Here is a 20,576-nt window from a genome sequence, read left to right as displayed (position 1 = left end):
AAATTAATCAGTATAATTATGAGTAGGAACTGCCGAAACTAGCAGATACATTCATAGGAAAAGAGGTCTGATGGATGGGATACTACGATCAAGATTATCAAACCAGGTCAAACAGGGGTGGAAGCCGAAGAGGCTATTTCTTTTCTGGGTTAATCGGTGCCATTATCGGGGCACTTCTGATATCGTATATACTGCCGATGATGAGAGGCACGGATGAGGATGTCAGCAATACGACAGGCGGCGGCAATTCAAGCCAGCAGGAGCCGATTAAGCAGAATGTCTCATTGAATGTGAATACGGCCGTCACAGAGGCTGTGGAAAAGGCCGGTGATGCAGTGGTAGGCATCACCAACATCCAGCAGACAGGCGCGTGGAATGAAGGCAGCGGAGCAGCCGGCACTGGCTCCGGGGTGGTATATAAAAAAAGCGGCAAAAAAGCTTATATTGTCACCAACCACCATGTGGTCGAAGATGCCAGCCGGATTGAAGTAAGCCTTGCTAATGGTACAAAAATCCCTGGAAAGCTCCGGGGCAGCGATATATGGACCGATCTTGCGGTGGTTGAGGTAGATTCAGATAAGACCAAGACTGTAGCCGATTTTGGCGACTCCAAGGCACTGAAGGCAGGAGAACCGGTGATCGCCATCGGGAATCCCCTTGGCCTCCAGTTTTCCGGTTCAGTGACACAGGGGGTCATCTCCGGTCTCGAGAGGACAATAGAAATTGATGTGAACGAGGATGGAGCCGTCGATTGGAATTCCGAGGTCATCCAGACAGACGCAGCCATTAACCCGGGCAACAGCGGCGGGGCGCTTGTGAATCTGAAGGGTCAGGTAATCGGAATCAACTCTATGAAGATTGCCCAGCAGTCTGTAGAAGGAATCGGCCTTTCCATTCCCATCAACACAGCGATCCCAGTGATCGAGGATCTTGAGCGGTACGGGGAAGTAAGGCGTCCGTATATGGGGGTGGATCTGCGTTCAGTCGAGCAGATTTCCCAGTATCATCAGCAAAATACATTAAAGCTTCCGTCCAAGGTCACGTCCGGGGTAGCTATCGTGGATGTGCAGTCCGGTTCGCCGGCCGCCAAGGCGGGCATCAAGGAACTGGATGTGATTGTTGAGATGGACGGTGAAAAGATCAAGGATGTCGCTGAACTGAGACAGCATCTTTATAACAAAAAGAAAATCGGCCAATCCATGAAGATCAAACTATACCGTGCGGGCAAGCTTCAGGAAGTCACCATGAACCTGAGTACGAACGATACATTTTAATAAAGAAGATAAGCAGAAAGCTTGAGGCTTTTCTGCTTTTTCTTTTCATGGTACGATTTCTGTGGATAAATTTTCTTGGAACCGTACTGTATTTATATGTGGATAAATAATTGGTAAAGGGAACGCTAACCTAAAAATGAGATGATGGAGGAAAATAACATGATTTATTGCTGCAAGGAACATGTCGATCTGGCGCTTGATACTGTGGTGGACGAGCATGAAGTTGCCCCGTTTTTAAAAGAAGTAACCACCGAAAATGAGATATCAACAACCTGTGAATATTGTGATAATCCCGCTGTATATATAGTGGCGAACTAATATTCCCATACAAGATGTGGATAGAAAATGTGGATATGTGGATAAACCCTGTGGATAACATGTTTGTAATCATTTCGTAAAGGTTGTGTAAAGTGTGAATATCTCAATTGTCACGGTTGGCAAGCTAAAAGAGAAATATCTAAAACAGGGAATTGAGGAATACATCAAGAGAATGTCACCCTACGCAAAAGTAGAAATCATCGAAGTACCCGACGAAAAAGCACCCGAAACCCTGAGTGCCATAGAGATGGAACAGATCAAGGACAAAGAAGGAGAGCGCATCCTGAGCAAAATCAGCCAGGATGCCCATGTGATCGCCCTCGCCATCCAGGGGAAACAAAAGACCTCAGAAGAGCTTGCCGACACCATCGACAAGCTCGCCACCTACGGCAAAAGCAAAATCGCCTTCGTCATCGGCGGCTCCCTCGGTCTCGGCAGGGCCGTCATGCAGCGCGCCGACGACTCCCTGTCCTTCTCCAAAATGACCTTCCCGCACCAGCTGATGCGGCTTATTTTGGTTGAGCAGGTTTATCGGGCTTTTCGGATTAATCGAGGGGAACCCTATCATAAGTAAATGAAGTTTTTATGCTATACAAAGAAATAAATGACATCTAGACTGAACTATGTCTAGGTGTCATTTATTTTGTCATGAGATGTATCCGAGATCTAAAAAACGGTGTTAGGAAATTTTGTCCTTGTAAAGAGCTTTACTCATGTTAGTTTCATTGTTTTGGTCACTTGACTCGGATTTATAAAAATCTTGTTTATCCAAGAACACGGTGGCTAAGGTACCCCCAATCAGACCCCAGAATGGTGCGCCGATATGGAGAATAGAGATCCCAGAGATTGTGATTATAAAGGAAAAGAGGGCTCCTGATTTGAATGGACCAGAGAAACTCATTTTCAAAGAGTCAACCAGGACACTAATCATGGCGACTCCACCTAGTAATTGAATTAATGAGGCAGGAATGACATGTGGAATTTGGGAAGCTATTGGAGAGAATAGAGCTAATAGACAGGATAATACTCCTAATACAATAGCAGCGACATACCTATGTTCAAGTTTGCCTGATTCTTTGTTAACAAGTAAGCCCGTCATGGGACCTGCAATACAGGCTGGGTGGCCCCCAAAAAAAGCATTTATAATGGTACCGATTCCGCTCCAATTGGTCATGGCATTGATCGGTGGACGATAGCCATGGGTTTCTAAAATAGCAATCCCTTGGGCATTTTGAATAGCAATAACCGTTAAGAGTAATGGAATGACAAGTTCCCCTACAACAGAAAAACTAAATGATGGGATGATAAAATGGGGAATGCCCATTGTTATTTGGAGAGGCTGTACAGAAACGTTCGGCAAAAATTTAAGACAAAGAATTGCCGCAATGACCGCCCCTAATATAGGCGGAAACTTTTTTGAAAATCGTAAGAAAAAAGAAAGAGCAAGAAAGACAAGTAACGGGATTCCGTTGAGTAAAGGATTTTTTACAACCGAGCGGATCATTTCAGTTCCGAAAGGGAGTAAGACGCCTGACACCATCCCCATCATAACTGGCATAGGCAAAACCTTCATCATTTTTGTAACAATGCCAGATAAACCTAAAAGAAAAATAAGGATCCCGGTTATAATATAGGCACCAACCACTTGGTTGAAAGAATAATGGGTTAAGCTTGAGCCGACAAGAATGGCTCCAGGTATTGAAAAGGCATAGCCTATGGGTTGCCTATAATATAAGGAGACGATGAGCGTTAGGAGTCCCCCCATTCCATAAATGGCGAAAATCCATGAGCTGGTTATGCTACCAGACAAATGACCTTTTGAAGCAGCTTGTAAAACAATTAATAATGGTCCTGCTGAACCAAAAAGCCAGGCCACAAATCCATTCGATATATTCCCAACCGATAAAAGCATTGGAAATTGTAAGGTGTTTTTTTTGAACAACAAAGTCACACTCCTTCAACTAAATGAATTACACTACATCTTAGTGTATACTCAATTTATCAATACTTAAAATATCTGTTTTGTCTTTTTACTATACCATTTTGGTATGATGGGGGTTTCATATTGGATATTCGACAGTTAAAATACTTTGTCACTATAGCAGAAGAAGGTAAGATCACGACCGCTGCAAAGAAATTAAATATTGCTCAACCCCCTTTGAGCAGACAACTCAAACAAATGGAAGAAGAGCTAGGCGTCATGTTATTTGATCGAGATAACAAAAGTCTTAATTTAACCTTGGAGGGGGAAAGATTACTTCTTCGAGCAAAAGAACTTTTAAATAAACTTGATGAAACAATGGTTGAAGTTCAAGAATTGAGGAAAGACGCCAGTGGGATTTTATCTGTTGGATCCAATCTTTATTGTGCATCTATAATCCTTTCTAAGGTGGTAGATATTCGTGAGAAAAATCCTGGTCTTACTTTCAAAGTATGGGAAGGTGAAACGATTCATCTCATAAAAATGTTATCTAAACGTCAGATTGAGATTGCGATAACAAATAGTCCAATAACAGAAAAAAGTATCTCTCAAATGACATTGGAAAGTGACCCATATGTGCTTGTTTTACCTGAAAAATGGACGTGGAATGGATCAGAACAATGCAGGTTAGAGGAAATCATCGATTTGCCATTGATTCTTCTACGACCAAACTATGGTTTAGGTGCGTATGGACAAATTGTCAATGAATTTCAACGGTTAGATTTAGAACCAAATATACTGTGCGAATGTCAGGATTTAATTATGTTACTTGGTCTCGTTTCATCGGGGTTTGGTGCAACGATCTTACCACTCTCGTTATTATCCCTCCATTCATTGGGAGGATTGAGAGTCATTCAGCTAAAGGATCAGACCTTAATATCTGAACCTAAAGTAATTTGGAGGAAGAATAGTTACTTATCAAAAGCAGCAAAAGAATTTTTAAAACTTTTTTAGACACTAAAATTAGTTACTCAAAAGTAAAAGACTTAAACGTTGGAAAATGGCAAATAAAATGAAACAGGTATTAGTTTTGACTGTGGTATAAATGAAAAATAAAATATATTCATGGTTTTATAACATCATTTAGATTCGTTACGGAGAACCGTATCATAAATAACTGCAAACCTTATAAAAAAATGAAGTTTGAATATCTAATTAATCGATAAAAGCCAGATAAATTTTATTTTGCATTTTTAAAATAAAATGTTAAAACTTTTTTAATATGGATTACCCGTATCATCGAATCTAATAAAAGCATTTGCCATCCTTAATTTCTTTATCAACAAAATGGAAGTTTTTCAGTTTTGACTCTTGCCAAATTGACTTTCCATGCGGTATTCATTAACGCTTCGTCTTCCGTCTCCTATCTTGTTCTTAGGTGCTCCGCGGCTGCCTAAAATACCCTACTTCGAATGTATAATCCTCACTTTCCAATTCCATAATAGAAGCATGCATGCAAATTCTAGGCATGCCATAACAGGAGGGTGATTATGAAGGCTGTAACTTTCAATGGCGTGAAGGACATGCAAGTGAAGCAGGTCGCGGATCCGACGATTCAGAAAAAAGACGGGATTATCGTCAGGATCACCTCGACCGCCATATGCGGTTCCGATCTCCATATATACCAGGGGGCGATTCAAGCCCAAACCGGTTACGTGGTCGGACATGAACCGATGGGCATCGTCGAAGATGTGGGCCCTGAGGTGACAAAGGTCAAAAAAGGGGACCGGGTCGTGCTCCCGTTCAATATCTCTTGCGGCAGCTGTCATTACTGCCAGCATGAAATGGAGAGCCAATGCGACAACTCCAACCCCAATACCCAAGTGGATACGGGAGCTTACTTTGGGTTTACCGAACGTTACGGAAATTATCCGGGCGGACAAGCCGAATTGCTTTACGTGCCGTACGGCAATTTCATGCCTTTCGTTATTCCGGAGTCATGCGAATTGGAGGATGAGAAGCTCCTGTTCCTGTCCGACGTGCTGCCGACGGCCTATTGGAGCGTGGACAACGGCGGCGTGAAGCAGGGGGATACGGTGGTGGTGCTCGGCTGCGGCCCCGTCGGCTTGATGGCGCAAAAATTCGCCTGGATGAAAGGGGCCAAACGGGTCATCGCGATCGACAATCTCCCGTACCGGCTGAACCATGCCAAAAAAATGAATAACGTCGAAATCTTCAACTTTGAAGATTTTAAAGACGTGGGGCTGCATATAAAAGAAATAACGCGCGGGGGTGCGGATGTCGTCATCGATTGCGTCGGAATGGACGGCAAGAAGACGCCATTGGAGGAGGAAGAGCAGAAGGCCAAGCTGGTTGGCGGGACGCTCAGCCCGATCAACATCGCGATGAATGCGGTGCGGAAATTCGGCACGATTCAGATTACGGGGGTATACGGTTCTAAATACAACCAGTTCATGTTCGGAAACCTTTGGGAACGAAACGTGAAGCTGACCATGGGACAGGCGCCCGTGATTCATTACATGCCGATGCTGTATCAAAAAATTATGGCAGGCGAGTTCGATCCGACGGAGATCATCACGCATAAAGTGCCGCTCGATCAGGCGCATAACGCGTACAACACCTTTTACAACCATGCGGACGAATGCATTAAATTCGTCCTGAAGCCTTAAATGATGGCATGAGAAGAGGGGCTGTGCCACGGGGAATTGTACCCTGAGGGACAGCCCCATGTGTTTAGCCGATTTTTCGTCAATATTGACGGGACCTAGATTCGGTTTACAGCAAGCTCCGGGAAGACCCGCCGCGCCATGTGATAGGTTTCGAAAGACCGCCCCGACGATTCTCCCTTCGAACGACAACGGAATCCCTCCCTGTATAAATTAATGACTGGGAGTATAACTGACAGATAAATCGATGAGAAGAGGGAAAAAAACCACTTCTCTTTTTAATAAAAAAACTTTATTTAGATTCGTTACGGGGGACCGAATCACAAATGATGGTATACAGAAATTCAACATTTACAATTGAGATTAGTAAATTAAAAGAAATAAAAAAAAGGGATGATGGAGTTCCGTTTAGATACGTGAGGGAAAGCCCCTAGGGATTTAACTATGCCTTCACGAAGCAAAAATAATCTGAACTCATTTCATTTAGCCCTAATTACAAGGGGTATGAAATCTTGCTAAAAAGTGAGCATTCCAGAGATATTCGTATCAAACTGAGGGAGTTTAAGTAGGTTTCTTTCATAAACTTTTATTACAGCCCCTTTTGACGGAAATTCCTCTATGTCAACAAAAAACGGCAAAGTTACCTTTAATAAATAAAATTCTTGAGGTCAGTTTTAATTAGGTAACTGACCTGTTTAATTGGCACAACTACTTCTATTTTTACATGGACCGGCCATAAATAGAGGCGGCTGGTTTTAACAATACAGACACGAACTTACGTACACTGAACAATAACCCCAGCATAAGCAACTTTAATCCCCCTTTTTGTAAAACCTCTAATTTATGGACAAACATTGAAGTATGTCAAGTCTCTACACTGTTACAACCACAGATGATTAATTTTCTTCCATCATTGTTTTTCTGAGAGTATGAAAAAATTTTTTTTCGGCATAATACTATTGATTCAATTTGAATACATGGAGGGTGAAATGAATGGATAATCAAAAATTAGCTGCCCATGAGTCCCTGGACTTACATGAAGTCATTAACTTTAAGACTCTTTGTGTAGGGAAATCGAAATTAATGCAAGGACTGGTTTTTGATGATGATTTGAGAAATTTAATGAAAAAAGATGTTGAACAATCGATACAAGCGCTTGAACAGTTACAGGAAGTCTATAAACGAGCACCATTCGAAGCTCCTGTTCCTGAAAACCGCCCAACCCCGACAGTAAACTTGAAAGGAGTGCATATGCATTGAACAATGACCACCTAGACCCAATGAACTCCATACATGTACCTGAGCTTGCAGACACCACTTTTGCTATGGACCTCCTTCTTCGTGCAAAAGAAGGGGTCCGAAATATTGCTGTGGCATTAACTGAATCCGCGTCACCCGATGTCAGGGCCCTTTTGCGGGACCAGCTAATGCAGGGGATTGCGATGCATCAGGAAATTACAGACCTTATGATTACTAAAAAATGGTTCCATCCATACGAACTAAGTGAACAGTATAAACTAGATCAGCTCTCTGCCAATAATACGGTCATGATTGGCAAAATGAATCTATTCCCTGTGGAGACTAATAGAAAAGGTTTATTTGCCCAGACACCTGATGAACATTCTGATAAACAATAACAAAGGAGGCTGTATAGAATGAAGGCTGTAACGTATCAAGGCATTAAAAACGTTGAAGTGAAGGAAGTTGAAGATCCGAAGATTCAAAAGCCTGATGACATGATCATCAAAGTAACCAGTACAGCTATCTGTGGTTCCGATTTACATCTAATACATGGGATGATTCCTAATCTGCAGGAAAACTATATCATTGGTCATGAGCCAATGGGAATTGTTGAAGAGGTAGGACCAGGGGTTACGAAGCTGAAAAAAGGTGACCGTGTAATTATTCCATTTAACATTGCATGTGGTGAATGCTTTTACTGCCAAAACCATTTGGAAAGTCAATGTGATAATTCCAATGAAAACGGTGATATGGGAGGATATTTTGGATATGCAGGAATAACTGGCGGTCATCCAGGCGGGCAGGCAGAATATCTGCGAGTGCCTTTTGCTAACTTTACTCATTTCAAAATCCCTGAGTCGGTTGAAGAACCCGATGAAAAGCTTTCAGTTATTGCTGATGCGATGACCACTGCATTTTGGACTGTTGACAATGCGGGGGTAAAGAACGGAGATACAGTTATTGTACTGGGCTGCGGTCCAGTAGGACTTTTTGCACAAAAATTCTGCTGGTTAAAAGGTGCAAAACGTGTGATTGCCGTTGATTATTTGGAATATCGTTTGCAGCATGCCAAACGTACGAACAAGGTGGAAACTGTAAATTTTGAAAAATATGAGAATACAGGCATGCATCTGAAAGAAATGACAAAGGGTGGAGCAGATGTTGTCATTGATGCGGTAGGCATGGATGGAAAAATGACTGATATGGAATTCCTTGCAAGCGGCCTCAAACTTCACGCCGGAGCATTTGGCGCGTTTATCATTGCTTCACAGGCCGTTCGAAAAGGCGGGACAATCCAAGTTACAGGTGTTTATGGCGGAAAATATAATGGATTCCCAATGGGTGATATTATGAATCGCAATGTTACCATCAAGACGGGACAAGCCCCTGTCATCCACTATATGCCATATATGTTTGAATTAGTTCAAACAGGCAAAATTGATCCGGGAGATGTAGTGACTCATGTGCTCCCGCTCAGTGAAGCCAAACGGGGCTATGAAATGTTTGACACAAGAACAGATAATTGTATAAAAGTCGTATTGAAACCATAAGAAGGAGGTTTTTATAAGTATGAATTACGCTTTACATGAAGTTCTTGAGGTCCATGAAATGGCTGTATTTAAGACCACTTGTTTGACTAAGTCCAAAACTATGAAAGCCCTGGTTACGGATGAAACGCTAAAAGGTATTATGCAGCAGGACATTGATGTGTCCAGTAAACAGTTACAGGAATATGCTTCTATTTTATCTAACGCAAAGCAGCAGTGAGGAGATGAATAATATGAATCCAATCATTGAAAATTTAACTGGCATGAATGCACTCTCTGACCAAGTAATTGCCATGGATTTATTGATTTCAGCAAAAAGCGGGGTCAGAAATTATGCAATGGCAGTTACCGAGTCAGGCACACCTGAAGTTAAAGAAATCCTAACCCGCCATTTAGTGGAGGCGATTGATATGCATGAGCAAATCTCTGCTTATCTTACAGAAAATGGATACTATCACGCCTGGAATCCGAATGAACAATTCAATTTAGATGTTCAAAATATCAATACAGCATTAAATTTACCAACTCTATAAACAATGAAAGGAGGCTGACCTTTAGCCTCTTTTCATTTTGATCTGCATTCGATTTTCACGGTCAGTATATATATATGCCGTGGTTCATCGCACAAATAAACTGACGGTTTTTCCGCGCCAATAACTTTACGGGGCATAAGTAGGGGTTTTTGTTGGAATTTAAGAGTCTAAACATTGAATAACACTTAATCCATTTATAAAAGAACCATTTTAGAAGTAAAAGAAAGTTTTTTTGTGTAATTAAAGCCGGCTGCGAGCGCAGCCGGCTTTATATTTATATCCAATTGCAATTATCGGAATACCGATTTATCGGGAAACCTCATTGTTTTTAATACACTCTGCAAACAGGTTTTCAAACAAAACCTTCTAGTACAATCTTGCCAATCGTCCTATTGCTCTCCAAAAGGTTGTGGGCTTGACGGAGATTTTCTGCTGAGATCGGTCCAATGACTTCGGCCAATGTTGTCTTCAGTTCTTGGTGGTCCACAGCATCAGCAATACGATTAAGCAAATGATGCTGCTCAATCATGTCATCTGTTTCGTAAACAGGGCGAGTGAACATAAACTCCCACACGAAGGTGACGCTTTTTTGCTTAAGCAATTTGAGGTCCAGCGGAGAGGTTGGATCATCAATTGCGCACACAACTCCTTGCGGAGAAATAACTTCGCTAATACCTGCCCAGTGTTTTTCCAAAGCATTCAGGCAAAAGATGTACGGAACGTTTGTAAATCCAATTGCTTGAAGTTGTGGAAGGAGCGGTTCATGGTGATTAATGGTATAGTCCGCGCCCATTGATTTAACCCAGCTAACAGTTTCCGGACGGGAAGCTGTCCCGATTACAGTAAGCCCTGCTTGTTTGGCCAGCTGAGTGGCAATGGAACCTACACCCCCGGCTGCGCCAATGATCAGCAGAGCCTTTCCTTTGTTAGGGCCTGGATTTTGGGAAATAGACATTCGGGTAAATAACGCTTCCCACGCTGTAATGGAAGTAAGGGGAAGAGCTGCGGCTTCCACAAAACTTAAGGAAACAGGTTTGCGCCCAACGATTCGTTCATCAACCAGGTGGTATTCACTGTTTCCGCCTTGTCTTGCAATGCTGCCGGCATAAAAAACTTCATCTCCCGGACGAAACAATGAACAGTCCGGTCCTGTTTCTTCGACGACTCCTGCTACATCCCAACCTAGAATTTTAGGAACTTCCTCAACTCTTTCCTTAGGAGCCCTTACCTTTGTATCAACAGGGTTGACTGATATGGCCGCAACTTTGACCAAAATGTCTCGACCCGCTGCTTTTGGTTTTTCTACAACTACGTCCACCAGGCTTTGGGGGTTGTCGATTGGAAGGTAACGAGTTAATCCTACCGCCTTCATTGTATTCATAATCAACCACATCCTTTCCTTATTAGTATACCCGTTAATAGTAGTGGCTTAAAATAATTACTATTAGCCTATAGTTTCTAAGCAACAGTGGAATTTAGTATTCATATAGATGTGAATGAGGTGTTAATAATATGGAAGATATAACCATACGAGTGCCGTTTTATCTTTTAATCCCAGGTTCGCTTTAGATCCAACCCTTTCTATGGCATCTTATGAACGATAACTTTTATTCATAAACAAATGTACTATGGCTGATTTTCTGCTCTAATACTCAATAAAGAAGGGAAACCACTAAGATGGTTTCCCTATAAAATGTTCCGTCTTGTTTAGTATAAGGGATATTCTTATACTTACTGAGCAAGAACCATTATCATCACGTTTCCCATTTTTTGTAGAACAATTAAAGGAAGCAGAGATGGTAGAGATAAGCGAACTCCTTATACAATAGGAAGCCAGCCGGGGATGCCAGTATAGTACTCCCACATTTTATCAGAAATAGCCAGTTCTTTTTGATCTTTTTTAGATAATGTTGTACGGATTTTTTCTTCTTCACCGTCTTGTACTTTTTGTACCCATTGAGGCTCCATTATCAATTCCCTCCCTAAAGCGATTAAAGGTACACCTGTTTCAAAGGCACTCATCACTTCATCGGGTGTTCTCAGCATTCCAACACCCATTACAGGAACACGGTCGCCAACACGTTCATGGATCATAACAACCCGGGATGTCTCATCGTTATCATCACGGATAGACCCGTTCCAAAAGCCGCCGACAGAAACATGGAGATAATCCAGATCCTGGTCCGCTAACTTGTCCACTAATTGCAGCGTGTCTTCCATGGTGATCCCAGGGTTCTCCCTTTCTTCAGGCGATAACCGGTAGCCGATGATAAAAGGTTTTGCTGCATGGTCTGAAACTGCTTTTTTAACAGCGTCAACTACAGCAAGCGGGAAGGACATACGTTTTTCCAGCGTTCCACCCCACTTGTCAGTTCTGCGATTTGAATGTGGAGAAAAGAATTGCTGGATCAAATACGTATTGGCACCATGGATTTCAACTCCATCATACCCAGCTTCGATTGCTCTTCTGGTTGTTTCGCCAAATGCTTTAATGATTTCATCGATTTCGTCTGCTGTCATTTCCCGGGGTACCACGGCATCGTCCCGTTCAGCTGCTACCGCACTCGGAGCAATTGGCTGGCGATCGAGCAATTCTTCAGGCGGACACATTCTGCCACCGTGAAAAATTTGTAAAATCGCCTTTGAACCTTTTTCCTGTATAGCTGTTGCCACACGTCTTAAACTGGGAATTAGGGAATCGGAATCTGCACCAAATTCACCCGGGAATCCTTTTCCATTCCTGGTGACGTATGTGCATGCGGTGATTACCGCTCCTACACCACCTGCACGTTCTTGATAATACGCGACTTCTTCGTCTGATACTTCACCATTTTCATGTGCCGCCGTATTGGTCATGGGTGCCATTGTAATACGGTTCTTTATTTCAACTCCAGAACGGAAGGTAAATGGTTTAAAAGCAGCTTCATATTTTGGGTTCATCTTTTTTCTCCTTTTGTTTACATCAAGTTAGTTAAAGGGTTTGGATATATATCAAATGGATAAACAATGACTGCAAAAACTTCTTTGAGCAGGCATTTTTTAATATTCTATACAAAGAATTCATAGTGATACATTAAAAGTCTGCCATAAGGATCGGTCAGTTTTAACCTATTTTAGCTGAGTAATTTCAGCCAATATTTCATAGGAATGAAGGCGGGCCTTATGATCGTAAACCTGGGCGATTGCCATGATCTCATCGGCTTGACTTTCATCCAGAAACTTTTCCAGCTTTTCTTTTACGGTTTGAGGACTGCCGACAATTGAAGTTCCTAATTGATTCTCAAGGGCAGCCAATTCATAGTCGCTCGCTATATCATTAATATTATCCACTGGCGGCTGCAATGGGACTTCCTTCCCTCGCATCAAATTCAAGAACTGCTGCTGCAATGTTGTAGCGAGCCGCTCAGCTTCTTGATCTGTGTCGGCCGCAATGATGTTTAGCCCTGCCATTGCATGCGGCTTGTCCAGTACTTTGGAAGGCTTAAACGAACGGCGGTACATCTGGATAGCCGGCAATGTGTTATGCGGCGAGAAATGGCTTGCAAATGCGAACGGCAGTCCAAGCTCTCCTGCCAGCTGGGCACTGTATCCGCTTGAACCTAACAGCCAAATAGGTATGTTTAATCCCTCACCCGGAATTGCTTTAACATGACTATATCCATGTGCCAGGGAAGGGTCAAAGTAATTCCGGAGCTCAGCCAGCTGCTCAGGGAAATCTTCTCCTGAACTTCTCAAGTCACGTCTTAATGCACGTGCGGTAAGCTGATCAGTGCCAGGTGCACGGCCCAAGCCAAGATCAATACGTCCTGGATATAGTGATTCCAGAGTACCAAATTGCTCAGCAATAACAAGAGGTGCATGATTCGGCAGCATAATGCCGCCTGAACCTACCCGGATTTTTGATGTACCTGCTGCAACATGGGAAATGACTACCGATGTTGCAGAGCTGGCGATAAATGGCATATTATGATGCTCAGCGAGCCAATATCGGTTATACCCCAGCTTTTCAGCGAGCCGGGCCAGTTCCAAAGTATTGCGAAAAGAATCTGCCGGCGTACTTCCATCTGCAATTGGAGAGAGATCCAGGACTGAGAATGGAATATCCGTAATTTGTTTTGTATCATTTTCAGGCATATGCTCATCTTCTTTCTTTAAAAATTTCGTTTCAATTCTATAAAAGAATTTACAGGTTGGTTTTCTTTGTCTTCTTTTACTGCCTCAATCTAAATCACATTAATTTAACTGATTTAATATCTGCAGAAAAATAGCTATTATTAGACTAAACACTGTTTAATTTACTGCAGCCTGAGCCAAAATTTCATAAGAGCGGAGCCGTGCCTTATGATCAAAAATCTCTGTATGAGCCATAATTTCATCAGCATCAGTCTTTTCTATTAACTCATGGAGCTGCTGCTTTACACCTGCAGGGTCCCCGATGATGGAAGTGAAAAGCTGTTCTTCAACCGCCCTGCGTTCATTATCGTTCCAAAGCTCGTCCATAGTATCAACAGGAGGCAAAATGGGCGAAGGCTGTCCGCGGGTTAACAAAAGAAATTTTTGATACATCGAAGTGGCAAGCCTTTCTGCCTCCTGCTTTTTATCGGCAGCCACCACTTGAACGGCTAACAGTACATAAGGCTCCTCCAAAAAATGAGACGGACGAAAAGAATCCCGGTACAGTTTTATGGCTTCCATTATGTTATCTGGAGCAAAATGTCCTGCGAAAGAGAATGGCAGCCCAAGTATTCCAGCCAATTGTGCACTATAAAACCCTGAACCTAACAGCCAAATTGGCACATTTGTTTTTTCGCCGGGAATGGCGTGAAAACTGAATGAACCATCCTCAGTGGCTGTTCCTGTACCATAAAGATAGGCGATAAGCTCCTGAAGCCGGGCATCAAATTCAGGTTCCCCAGCAACCCGCTGCCGCAATACATTTGCTGTGTATTGGTCGGTGCCGGGTGCCCGCCCCAATCCAAGGTCGATCCGGCCAGGGAAGAAGGTTTCTAATGTTCCAAATTGCTCAGCTACGGAGAGAGGAGAATAGTGGGAAAGCAGCATTGCGCCTGATCCAATACGCATTTTTTCCGTGATAGAGGCTACTCGTCCAATTACGATTGGGATGCTGAACTCGCCATTCCTGCCCAATTATGATGTTCAGCAAGCCAAAACCGTTTATATCCCCACTGCTCAGTTTTCTTTGCTAGCTCAAGCGTGTTTTGAAGGGAAAGCTCGGCTGATCCTCCCTCGACAATAGGGGAGGGGTCTAGTACTGAAAGTTCTATTTTCCTTGTCATCATTCATCCTCCTTTTATAAAATTTAATTTAAACTTGGCCTGTACCTTTATGGGTTGGAAAGCAGGGTAAAACAAATTCTCCAAGTTCCTGGATCACTTCCTCTGGTGGGCGCTTGGAAAAATAGAGAACAAACGCTAAGTGGTTGACACCAATCGCTTGAAATTGATGAAGCAGATCAACTAAACGATTTCTCCCCACGGAATAGCCTAAGGGTATGGGGACAGGCGCTTCATCAGGATTTTCCGATAAATCGATGAACAAGCTTTGAGAGAAGGGTTTAAACTCTCCTGGAGCATGAACTTCAGTTAAAGCACGATAATCCTGGATAAGCTGCGCCTGTTGATTAAAGCTTCTTGGATATTGAAGCCACCCATCCCCATTCCTGGCTATCCAATTGATAGACTGATTACTAAATCCAGTCACCATGGTCGGAATGGAAGATACAGGCTTTGGGATTAACCTCATATCTGTACCATCAATCAGCCCTTTGTTGCTGTGGATTGTCGGCTGATCCTCTTTTAACAGCCGGTCGAGAATTTCGAAATTTTCTTTAAACAACGGGCCGCTTTCTTGCTTAGATATCCCTAAAGCTGTAAAGTCTTTTTCCCTGTCCCCTGATCCCACTCCCATAATCAATCGACCAGGAAACAATCGATCGATTGATGCAGCTTCCTTGGCTACCCTGACGGAGTGGCGCAGAGGGAGAACTACACTTCCTGTCACTAACGCAATGTGCTTCGTATAGGCTGCAAGATACGTTAAATAAATCCATAAATCGTACATTTGGCCGTTATCATCAATATTCAAATTCTGCATCGTAATATCACGGAGCCATAATGAAGCAAAGCCAAATCCCTCAATTTTACGGGCAAGCTCCAGCTGATTCTCCATAATCGGATTTTTAGACATCCTGGCAGTCGGGAGGACAAATCCGAGTGTCATTTTGTCTTTCTGGTACATGCTGTTATAGGCATGATGATGTTGAAAACTCACTCTTGATCCTCCTTAAAAGGTTATATTTTTAAGCCTATATACTTTTCAAACTGTTTAATGGTTTCCTCATTCCGTCGATAATAAGTCCATTGTCCGATTCGTTTCATTTCCACCAGCCCGCTTTGCAATAGGATAGACAAATACTGGGAGGTAGTGGACTGTGATAATCCAGCTTTGCTGCGAATATCACTAACACAAACCCCGCCATCAAAGCCTTTTTCTCTGATGACATGAGCCTGCGTGGAAAAATTATTATCAGGATCTTTCAACATTTGCAGAATCTTTACTCTTATTTGATTTGACAGTGCCTTAAATATTTCAACAGCCTGTTCGTCATTTATCATATTTGATTCCTGATTCAACGGTGCCCGCCCCTTTCTAATCTTATTAACATCTATTTTGCTTGGAATGCGCATAAACTAATCGAACAAAAGGATATCGGTAATTTGCGATATCTCTATATTATTTTCCTTTATACCCAAAATCAAATTTTATGCTTTACAGGGCTAGGGAATGGCTCCCCTTTAATTACTTTCCCACTCTTATATAACATCCTTATAAGCCCGTATTTCAAATTTTTTAGAATTGGGAATGTGGGCTTATTCATTTTTACTTTTCATATTAAAGATATAAGAGGTAATCAAGTAACAAATTCCTTTTCTCCCTGTATTTTGAAAGCATCAAAAACGAACTAAATACATACAAAATTAACAATATCTGTTATATATTGTTATAATGTTGTTATATAAATACACAAGCATCTGCATGCTGAATAATGTAAAGGGGAGCGTCGTATGTCTGATCTGAATGATAACCTTTTAAAAATGAACGATGAAAAGCGGCCAAAAAGCAAGGTGGAGAGAAAAGAAGGGGAGCCGACTGGTGCTTTTAAAGGGGCCAGCTGGGCAGCGTTGGTTGTAGGAGTTTCCGCTTATCTGATCGGCTTGTTTAATGCCGACATGGAGCTGAATGAGAAAGGGTATTATTTTGCTGTATTGGTATTCGGTCTGTATGCAGCGGTATCCCTGCAGAAAGCGGTACGGGATAAGGAAGAGGATATTCCGGTTTCGGGCATCTATTACGGGCTCAGCTGGTTTGCACTAATTGTTGCTATTTCGCTGATGGCGATCGGCCTTTATAATGCCGGAAGCATTGTTTTAAGTGAAAAAGGATTTTACGGTATGTCCTTTGTTCTTAGTGTATTTGCGGCCATTACGATACAAAAAAATATTCGGGATACACAGGTAGCAAGAGGAAGAGATTAATAAAAAAATCCTTAAAAAATAAAGGCAGAAATCATAAATGATTTCCGCCTTTTTTATTTATTTATAGTTTTTATGGACTTTGTTAAAGAAGACATGCCTCTATCTACATCCTACCAAAAATTGAAATATAAGTCTATTATTACTTTCCTATAGATGTGATAATTAACTTGCGCAAATACTTCATAACGTTATGGTGAAATGAAGGTCTAGATGAAACAGAATATATATAATAACGATACGTTTTTTGAGAAATACCAGGAGATACGAACCCGGAAAAATAATTATAACAATTTACTGGAGCAGCCAAACTTTTTTGCGCTGCTACCATCCCTTAAAGGTAAAGTGGTATTGGATATTGGCTGTGGAATGGGAGACTTTGCAGCTCATTGTATTAGTCAGGGTGCTAAACAGGTAACGGGGATTGATATTTCTTCAAACATGATTGCCAGTGCCAAGAAGCGTCATATTCATGAGGGTCTGACTTTTAAGCAGGCTGCTTTTGAAGATCTGAAAGTGCCGCATGGCACCATTGATTTTGTCAGCAGTTCTTTAGCGTTTCACTATATCGCAGATTTTCAGATGCTTATTAAGAAGATCAGTAAGGCATTGTGCAAAGGCGGAACTTTATTGTTTTCTATGGAGCACCCGATCGTAACAGCCAATAAGGGAAAAGAAAACTGGATCACCGACCAGGAAGATAACCTGCTCTATTATGCAGTAGACAATTATCAGGATGAAGGCTTGCGTACTCAGAATTGGTTAGTTGATCATGTAGTGATGTATCACCATACCATGTCGACAATTCTAAATACGCTTATTGAAAATGGGCTGCACATCGAAAAAGTGATGGAGCCGAAGCCAGCTGAAGAAGCATTGGTTAAGTTACCGAGCCTTGTGAAAGAGTTTCGCCGGCCCTCATTTTTAATTGTTAAGAGTAAAAAGGTATAACTTTAATCATAAGATAACTACAAAGCACCAGTCCCGTAATAGGGCTGGTGCTTTGTTCTATCAAGTAAGGGAAATCTGATCTAACCAGCCTCTCTTTTTACTGCCCAATACAGCAATGGCTTCTGCAATCTTTTCCATGCCGGGTTGGATTTGATGCCCAGGTACCTGAGAAATGCATAAACGAATGAGATTGTCCCTGTTATAATCGGCTAAAAACATCCTATCCGTATCATCTATTAATATTTGTTGATCCGCTAAGTAGAGGGCGAGATTTTTTGCTGATATGGTATTGGGTAAATAGATGGAAAGATAAAATCCCGAATCTGGCTTTGTATAGTGACTGCCTTCAGGAAGTAATCGTTCACAGGCACTTTTTAACAGCTGGATTTTTTGAAAATACACTGTCTTGATCTTCTTCAAATGACTTCGATACATCCCGCTTTTTAAATAAATATCCAGAGCGCCTTGTGAAAGGACTGGGCTGTTGAAGTCAGCACTGAATTTGTAGCGTAAAAAGCTCTTAATCATGGCCTGGGGCAGAACCACACTGGCAATCCGCAGACCGGGAAGAAAGACCTTTGAAAAGCTTTGAATATATATGACTCTTCCGGAGGGATCATAAGCGAAAATCGGGTCCGCTTTTTTATCGCGCTCTAATTCACCGAGAAAATCATCTTCTACAATATAGACATCATATTTCTCCGCCAGCTCTACAATCTTCTTCTTCTCGCTGTTGGTATAGGAATGTCCCAGAGGATTATGAAATCTCGGAATAACATAGAAATACTTGATATCGTTGTTTTTAAACATATATTCAAGGCGTTCTAAATCAATACCATTCATGGATAACTCAATCCCAAAGCTCACAGCCTGGTTAATGTTTAGCGACTCGATCATCCCGAAATAAGTGGGCTGTTCAACCAGGATATTTCGTCTGCCATTTGGAAAGGGGAAGGCCGTTAATAAATGGATGGCCTGCTGTGAGCCGGAGACGATGACTACACGCTCGGGTTCGGTAAATACCTGAGAACATTGCAGATTTTTCACAATTTCTGTACGCAGGGAATGAAGTCCTTGCTGTTCTGAATAAGTGAAGATCTCTTCTTTATATTTTTCAATCGCCTGATTTAAGCAATGCTGGAATTCGATGTATGGCAGCAAATGCTTATCCGGTCCGGCAGATAAAAAATCAATAACTTCAGGATGATTTTCATGGAGTTTAAATTCGTTCACAATATAGTAGCCGCTTTGAGGTTTTGCATAAATGAAGTGTTCTTTTTCAAGCTCGGCGTAGGCTTTAATAACGGTATTTTTACTGCAGCTAAATGATTCAGACAGCTGGCGGACCGAGGGAAGCTTACTGCCGGCAGTTAACTCTCCGTCTGTAAGCTGCTGATTAATATCCTCTACAATCTTCATATATTTTGGCTTCAATATCGATCCACCCTCCCATAAACTGTACCCTGACAGATGCAGAAAACAGCAATAGTATCCAAGATCTGTATCTAATATGATGTGATTATACCAAGATCAGCCTCGTTTTTTAGAGCATTTTTGTAAAAGCTGGGGGAGGAAGCGGAATGGAAAAAGGAAAAGCCGGGTTATGGTTAGGTTTAGTGGGGGTGATCTGCTTTAGTCTCACCCTGCCGGCAACCCGTATCGCGGTTGTATACTTCGGGACCACAACAGTGGGGCTGGGAAGAACCGTTATTGCAGCCCTGTTGGTGGGGATTATACTGATTATAAAAAAGGAAAAGATACCGAATCGGCAGCAATGTAAAAGTATTTTGATTGTCGCGGCCGGAGCTGTCCTGGGTTTTCCTCTTATCACTTCATGGGTGATGAAAGCCCTGCCAGTTTCGCACGGAGCAGTGGAGCTGGCATTATTGCCGTTAGCAACTGCAGGCATTGCCATGTTAAGGGCAGGGGAAAAGCCTTCCTTAAGATTTTGGCTGGCTAGTTTCACTGGCGCGGGAGCCGTCATTTTATATGCGGCGCATTTGGGTCTTGGAACGCTTCAGATTGAGGATCTTGGACTCCTGGCTGCCGTCATTATTTTAGGCCTTAGCTATGCGGAGGGAGGAAAGCTGTCAAAAGAAATGGGAAGCTGGCAAGTGATCGCATGGGCCATTGTGATGGGCGCACCCTTCTTTTTGATTCCTGTAATGATGGATATATCCATGGAGATGTTACACGCCCCCATACAGGCCTGGGTCAGTATGCTTTATTTAGCGGTTGTAAGCCAGTTCCTCGCGTATGCTGCCTGGTATGGAGGCATGGCAATGGGCGGAATCGCGCGGGTAAGCCAGCTGCAATATTTGCAGCCGTTCCTGATGATTTTGTTTGCTGCACTCTTTTTAGGAGAATCCATCACCATGGTGACCATTTTAACGGAAATCATCGTAGTTATTGCTGTATTCATTGGTAAAAATGCCGCCATAGCTAAAAGTGACTCGCTGCAAGTACAGGGACTCAGGATAGAAGAGAAGTAAGTATGGCAGTTGAATCACCTTTAGTGGAACGTACCCATAGCAGCTGCATCCAATTCTT

At 42.3% G+C, this 20,576-nt stretch carries 20 protein-coding genes and 1 pseudogene; 13 read left to right on the top strand and 8 right to left on the bottom strand.

Annotation, left to right across the window (positions count from 1 at the left end; all coding sequences use genetic code 11):
* Positions 1 to 74 precede the first annotated feature (74 nt).
* From V1501_RS21205 to rlmH, 3 genes are all read left to right on the top strand, one after another.
* Positions 75 to 1,274, top strand: coding sequence for a S1C family serine protease (locus tag V1501_RS21205; RefSeq protein WP_409290849.1), 1,200 nt, complete (start codon positions 75 to 77; stop codon positions 1,272 to 1,274).
* A gap of 159 nt (positions 1,275 to 1,433) precedes the next feature.
* The gene (locus V1501_RS21200; protein ID WP_409290848.1) at positions 1,434 to 1,592 is read left to right on the top strand and encodes a CxxH/CxxC protein; all 159 of its coding nucleotides are present in this window, start codon (positions 1,434 to 1,436) and stop codon (positions 1,590 to 1,592) included.
* Between the two features lie 94 nt (positions 1,593 to 1,686).
* Positions 1,687 to 2,166: a 23S rRNA (pseudouridine(1915)-N(3))-methyltransferase RlmH gene (rlmH, locus tag V1501_RS21195; protein WP_409290847.1), complete on the top strand. Its 480-nt coding sequence runs from the start codon at positions 1,687 to 1,689 to the stop codon at positions 2,164 to 2,166.
* Between the two features lie 105 nt (positions 2,167 to 2,271).
* Here the strand turns inward: rlmH and V1501_RS21190 are convergent, their stop codons facing one another.
* The gene (locus V1501_RS21190) at positions 2,272 to 3,537 is read right to left on the bottom strand and encodes a benzoate/H(+) symporter BenE family transporter (RefSeq protein ID WP_409290846.1); all 1,266 of its coding nucleotides are present in this window, start codon (positions 3,535 to 3,537) and stop codon (positions 2,272 to 2,274) included.
* 120 nt (positions 3,538 to 3,657) lie between these two features.
* On the opposite strand from V1501_RS21190, the gene V1501_RS21185 reads away from it, so the two are divergent.
* From V1501_RS21185 to V1501_RS21155, 7 genes are all read left to right on the top strand, one after another.
* Positions 3,658 to 4,527, top strand: coding sequence for a LysR family transcriptional regulator (locus tag V1501_RS21185; protein ID WP_409290845.1), 870 nt, complete (start codon positions 3,658 to 3,660; stop codon positions 4,525 to 4,527).
* A gap of 536 nt (positions 4,528 to 5,063) precedes the next feature.
* A complete protein-coding gene (locus V1501_RS21180) occupies positions 5,064 to 6,203 on the top strand; it encodes a zinc-dependent alcohol dehydrogenase (RefSeq protein ID WP_409290844.1) in 1,140 nt (379 codons plus the stop codon).
* A gap of 990 nt (positions 6,204 to 7,193) precedes the next feature.
* Entirely contained in the window at positions 7,194 to 7,460 is a 267-nt protein-coding gene (locus V1501_RS21175) for a spore gernimation protein GerQ (RefSeq protein WP_409290843.1), read from the top strand.
* Positions 7,457 to 7,837, top strand: a complete 381-nt coding sequence (locus tag V1501_RS21170; protein ID WP_409290842.1) for a spore coat protein — start codon at positions 7,457 to 7,459, stop codon at positions 7,835 to 7,837. Before V1501_RS21175 ends, V1501_RS21170 begins: the two co-directional genes overlap by 4 nt.
* Positions 7,838 to 7,855: 18 nt before the next feature.
* Entirely contained in the window at positions 7,856 to 8,992 is a 1,137-nt protein-coding gene (locus V1501_RS21165; protein WP_409290841.1) for a zinc-dependent alcohol dehydrogenase, read from the top strand.
* Between the two features lie 19 nt (positions 8,993 to 9,011).
* Positions 9,012 to 9,209, top strand: a complete 198-nt coding sequence (locus tag V1501_RS21160; protein WP_409290840.1) for a hypothetical protein — start codon at positions 9,012 to 9,014, stop codon at positions 9,207 to 9,209.
* A 13-nt stretch (positions 9,210 to 9,222) separates the two neighbouring features.
* Positions 9,223 to 9,522: a spore coat protein gene (locus V1501_RS21155; protein ID WP_409290839.1), complete on the top strand. Its 300-nt coding sequence runs from the start codon at positions 9,223 to 9,225 to the stop codon at positions 9,520 to 9,522.
* 352 nt (positions 9,523 to 9,874) lie between these two features.
* Here V1501_RS21155 and V1501_RS21150 read toward each other — a convergent pair whose 3' ends face one another.
* The 6 genes and pseudogenes from V1501_RS21150 to V1501_RS21125 form a co-directional block, all read right to left on the bottom strand.
* Positions 9,875 to 10,903: a zinc-binding alcohol dehydrogenase family protein gene (locus tag V1501_RS21150; RefSeq protein ID WP_409290838.1), complete on the bottom strand. Its 1,029-nt coding sequence runs from the start codon at positions 10,901 to 10,903 to the stop codon at positions 9,875 to 9,877.
* Positions 10,904 to 11,340: 437 nt separating this feature from the next.
* Positions 11,341 to 12,462 (bottom strand): NADH-dependent flavin oxidoreductase, encoded by a 1,122-nt coding sequence (locus V1501_RS21145; RefSeq protein WP_409290837.1) that lies wholly within the window; start codon positions 12,460 to 12,462, stop codon positions 11,341 to 11,343.
* A gap of 168 nt (positions 12,463 to 12,630) precedes the next feature.
* Entirely contained in the window at positions 12,631 to 13,656 is a 1,026-nt protein-coding gene (locus V1501_RS21140) for an LLM class flavin-dependent oxidoreductase (protein WP_409290836.1), read from the bottom strand.
* Positions 13,657 to 13,812: 156 nt separating this feature from the next.
* Positions 13,813 to 14,819 (bottom strand): annotated as a pseudogene (locus V1501_RS21135) (LLM class flavin-dependent oxidoreductase).
* Between the two features lie 28 nt (positions 14,820 to 14,847).
* Positions 14,848 to 15,813: a TIGR03571 family LLM class oxidoreductase gene (locus V1501_RS21130; RefSeq protein ID WP_409290835.1), complete on the bottom strand. Its 966-nt coding sequence runs from the start codon at positions 15,811 to 15,813 to the stop codon at positions 14,848 to 14,850.
* Between the two features lie 20 nt (positions 15,814 to 15,833).
* On the bottom strand, positions 15,834 to 16,157 hold the full coding sequence (locus V1501_RS21125; RefSeq protein ID WP_409293489.1) for an ArsR/SmtB family transcription factor: 324 nt from the start codon (positions 16,155 to 16,157) through the stop codon (positions 15,834 to 15,836).
* Positions 16,158 to 16,607: 450 nt separating this feature from the next.
* On the opposite strand from V1501_RS21125, the gene yiaA reads away from it, so the two are divergent.
* Both yiaA and V1501_RS21115 read left to right on the top strand, forming a co-directional pair.
* Positions 16,608 to 17,078 carry an inner membrane protein YiaA gene (gene yiaA, locus V1501_RS21120; protein WP_409290834.1) on the top strand — a complete coding sequence of 157 codons (471 nt, stop codon included), beginning with the start codon at positions 16,608 to 16,610 and terminating at the stop codon, positions 17,076 to 17,078.
* Between the two features lie 210 nt (positions 17,079 to 17,288).
* The gene (locus V1501_RS21115) at positions 17,289 to 18,026 is read left to right on the top strand and encodes a class I SAM-dependent methyltransferase (protein ID WP_409290833.1); all 738 of its coding nucleotides are present in this window, start codon (positions 17,289 to 17,291) and stop codon (positions 18,024 to 18,026) included.
* Positions 18,027 to 18,086: 60 nt separating this feature from the next.
* On the opposite strand, the gene V1501_RS21110 is transcribed toward V1501_RS21115, so the two are convergent.
* The gene (locus tag V1501_RS21110) at positions 18,087 to 19,460 is read right to left on the bottom strand and encodes a PLP-dependent aminotransferase family protein (protein ID WP_409290832.1); all 1,374 of its coding nucleotides are present in this window, start codon (positions 19,458 to 19,460) and stop codon (positions 18,087 to 18,089) included.
* A 146-nt stretch (positions 19,461 to 19,606) separates the two neighbouring features.
* Between V1501_RS21110 and V1501_RS21105 the strand changes: the two genes are divergently transcribed.
* Positions 19,607 to 20,518: a DMT family transporter gene (locus V1501_RS21105; RefSeq protein WP_409290831.1), complete on the top strand. Its 912-nt coding sequence runs from the start codon at positions 19,607 to 19,609 to the stop codon at positions 20,516 to 20,518.
* The last annotated feature ends 58 nt before the right edge of the window (positions 20,519 to 20,576 follow it).

This window comes from Paraperibacillus esterisolvens (genome assembly GCF_046237625.1).
Taxonomy (GTDB): Bacteria; Bacillota; Bacilli; order Bacillales; family DSM-1321; genus Paraperibacillus; species Paraperibacillus esterisolvens.
Note: the sequence above shows the minus strand (reverse complement) of the source record. Positions and strands in the feature narration are given on the sequence as shown.

Coding starts and splice junctions, on each gene's coding strand:
- V1501_RS21205 (WP_409290849.1), top strand. CDS start 75: ATGGGATACTACGATCAAGATTATCAAACCAGGTCAAACAGGGGTGGA.
- V1501_RS21200 (WP_409290848.1), top strand. CDS start 1,434: ATGATTTATTGCTGCAAGGAACATGTCGATCTGGCGCTTGATACTGTG.
- V1501_RS21180 (WP_409290844.1), top strand. CDS start 5,064: ATGAAGGCTGTAACTTTCAATGGCGTGAAGGACATGCAAGTGAAGCAG.
- V1501_RS21175 (WP_409290843.1), top strand. CDS start 7,194: ATGGATAATCAAAAATTAGCTGCCCATGAGTCCCTGGACTTACATGAA.
- V1501_RS21165 (WP_409290841.1), top strand. CDS start 7,856: ATGAAGGCTGTAACGTATCAAGGCATTAAAAACGTTGAAGTGAAGGAA.
- V1501_RS21160 (WP_409290840.1), top strand. CDS start 9,012: ATGAATTACGCTTTACATGAAGTTCTTGAGGTCCATGAAATGGCTGTA.
- V1501_RS21155 (WP_409290839.1), top strand. CDS start 9,223: ATGAATCCAATCATTGAAAATTTAACTGGCATGAATGCACTCTCTGAC.
- V1501_RS21150 (WP_409290838.1), bottom strand. CDS start 10,903: ATGAATACAATGAAGGCGGTAGGATTAACTCGTTACCTTCCAATCGAC.
- V1501_RS21145 (WP_409290837.1), bottom strand. CDS start 12,462: ATGAACCCAAAATATGAAGCTGCTTTTAAACCATTTACCTTCCGTTCT.
- V1501_RS21140 (WP_409290836.1), bottom strand. CDS start 13,656: ATGCCTGAAAATGATACAAAACAAATTACGGATATTCCATTCTCAGTC.
- V1501_RS21125 (WP_409293489.1), bottom strand. CDS start 16,157: ATGATAAATGACGAACAGGCTGTTGAAATATTTAAGGCACTGTCAAAT.
- yiaA (WP_409290834.1), top strand. CDS start 16,608: ATGTCTGATCTGAATGATAACCTTTTAAAAATGAACGATGAAAAGCGG.
- V1501_RS21115 (WP_409290833.1), top strand. CDS start 17,289: ATGAAACAGAATATATATAATAACGATACGTTTTTTGAGAAATACCAG.
- V1501_RS21105 (WP_409290831.1), top strand. CDS start 19,607: ATGGAAAAAGGAAAAGCCGGGTTATGGTTAGGTTTAGTGGGGGTGATC.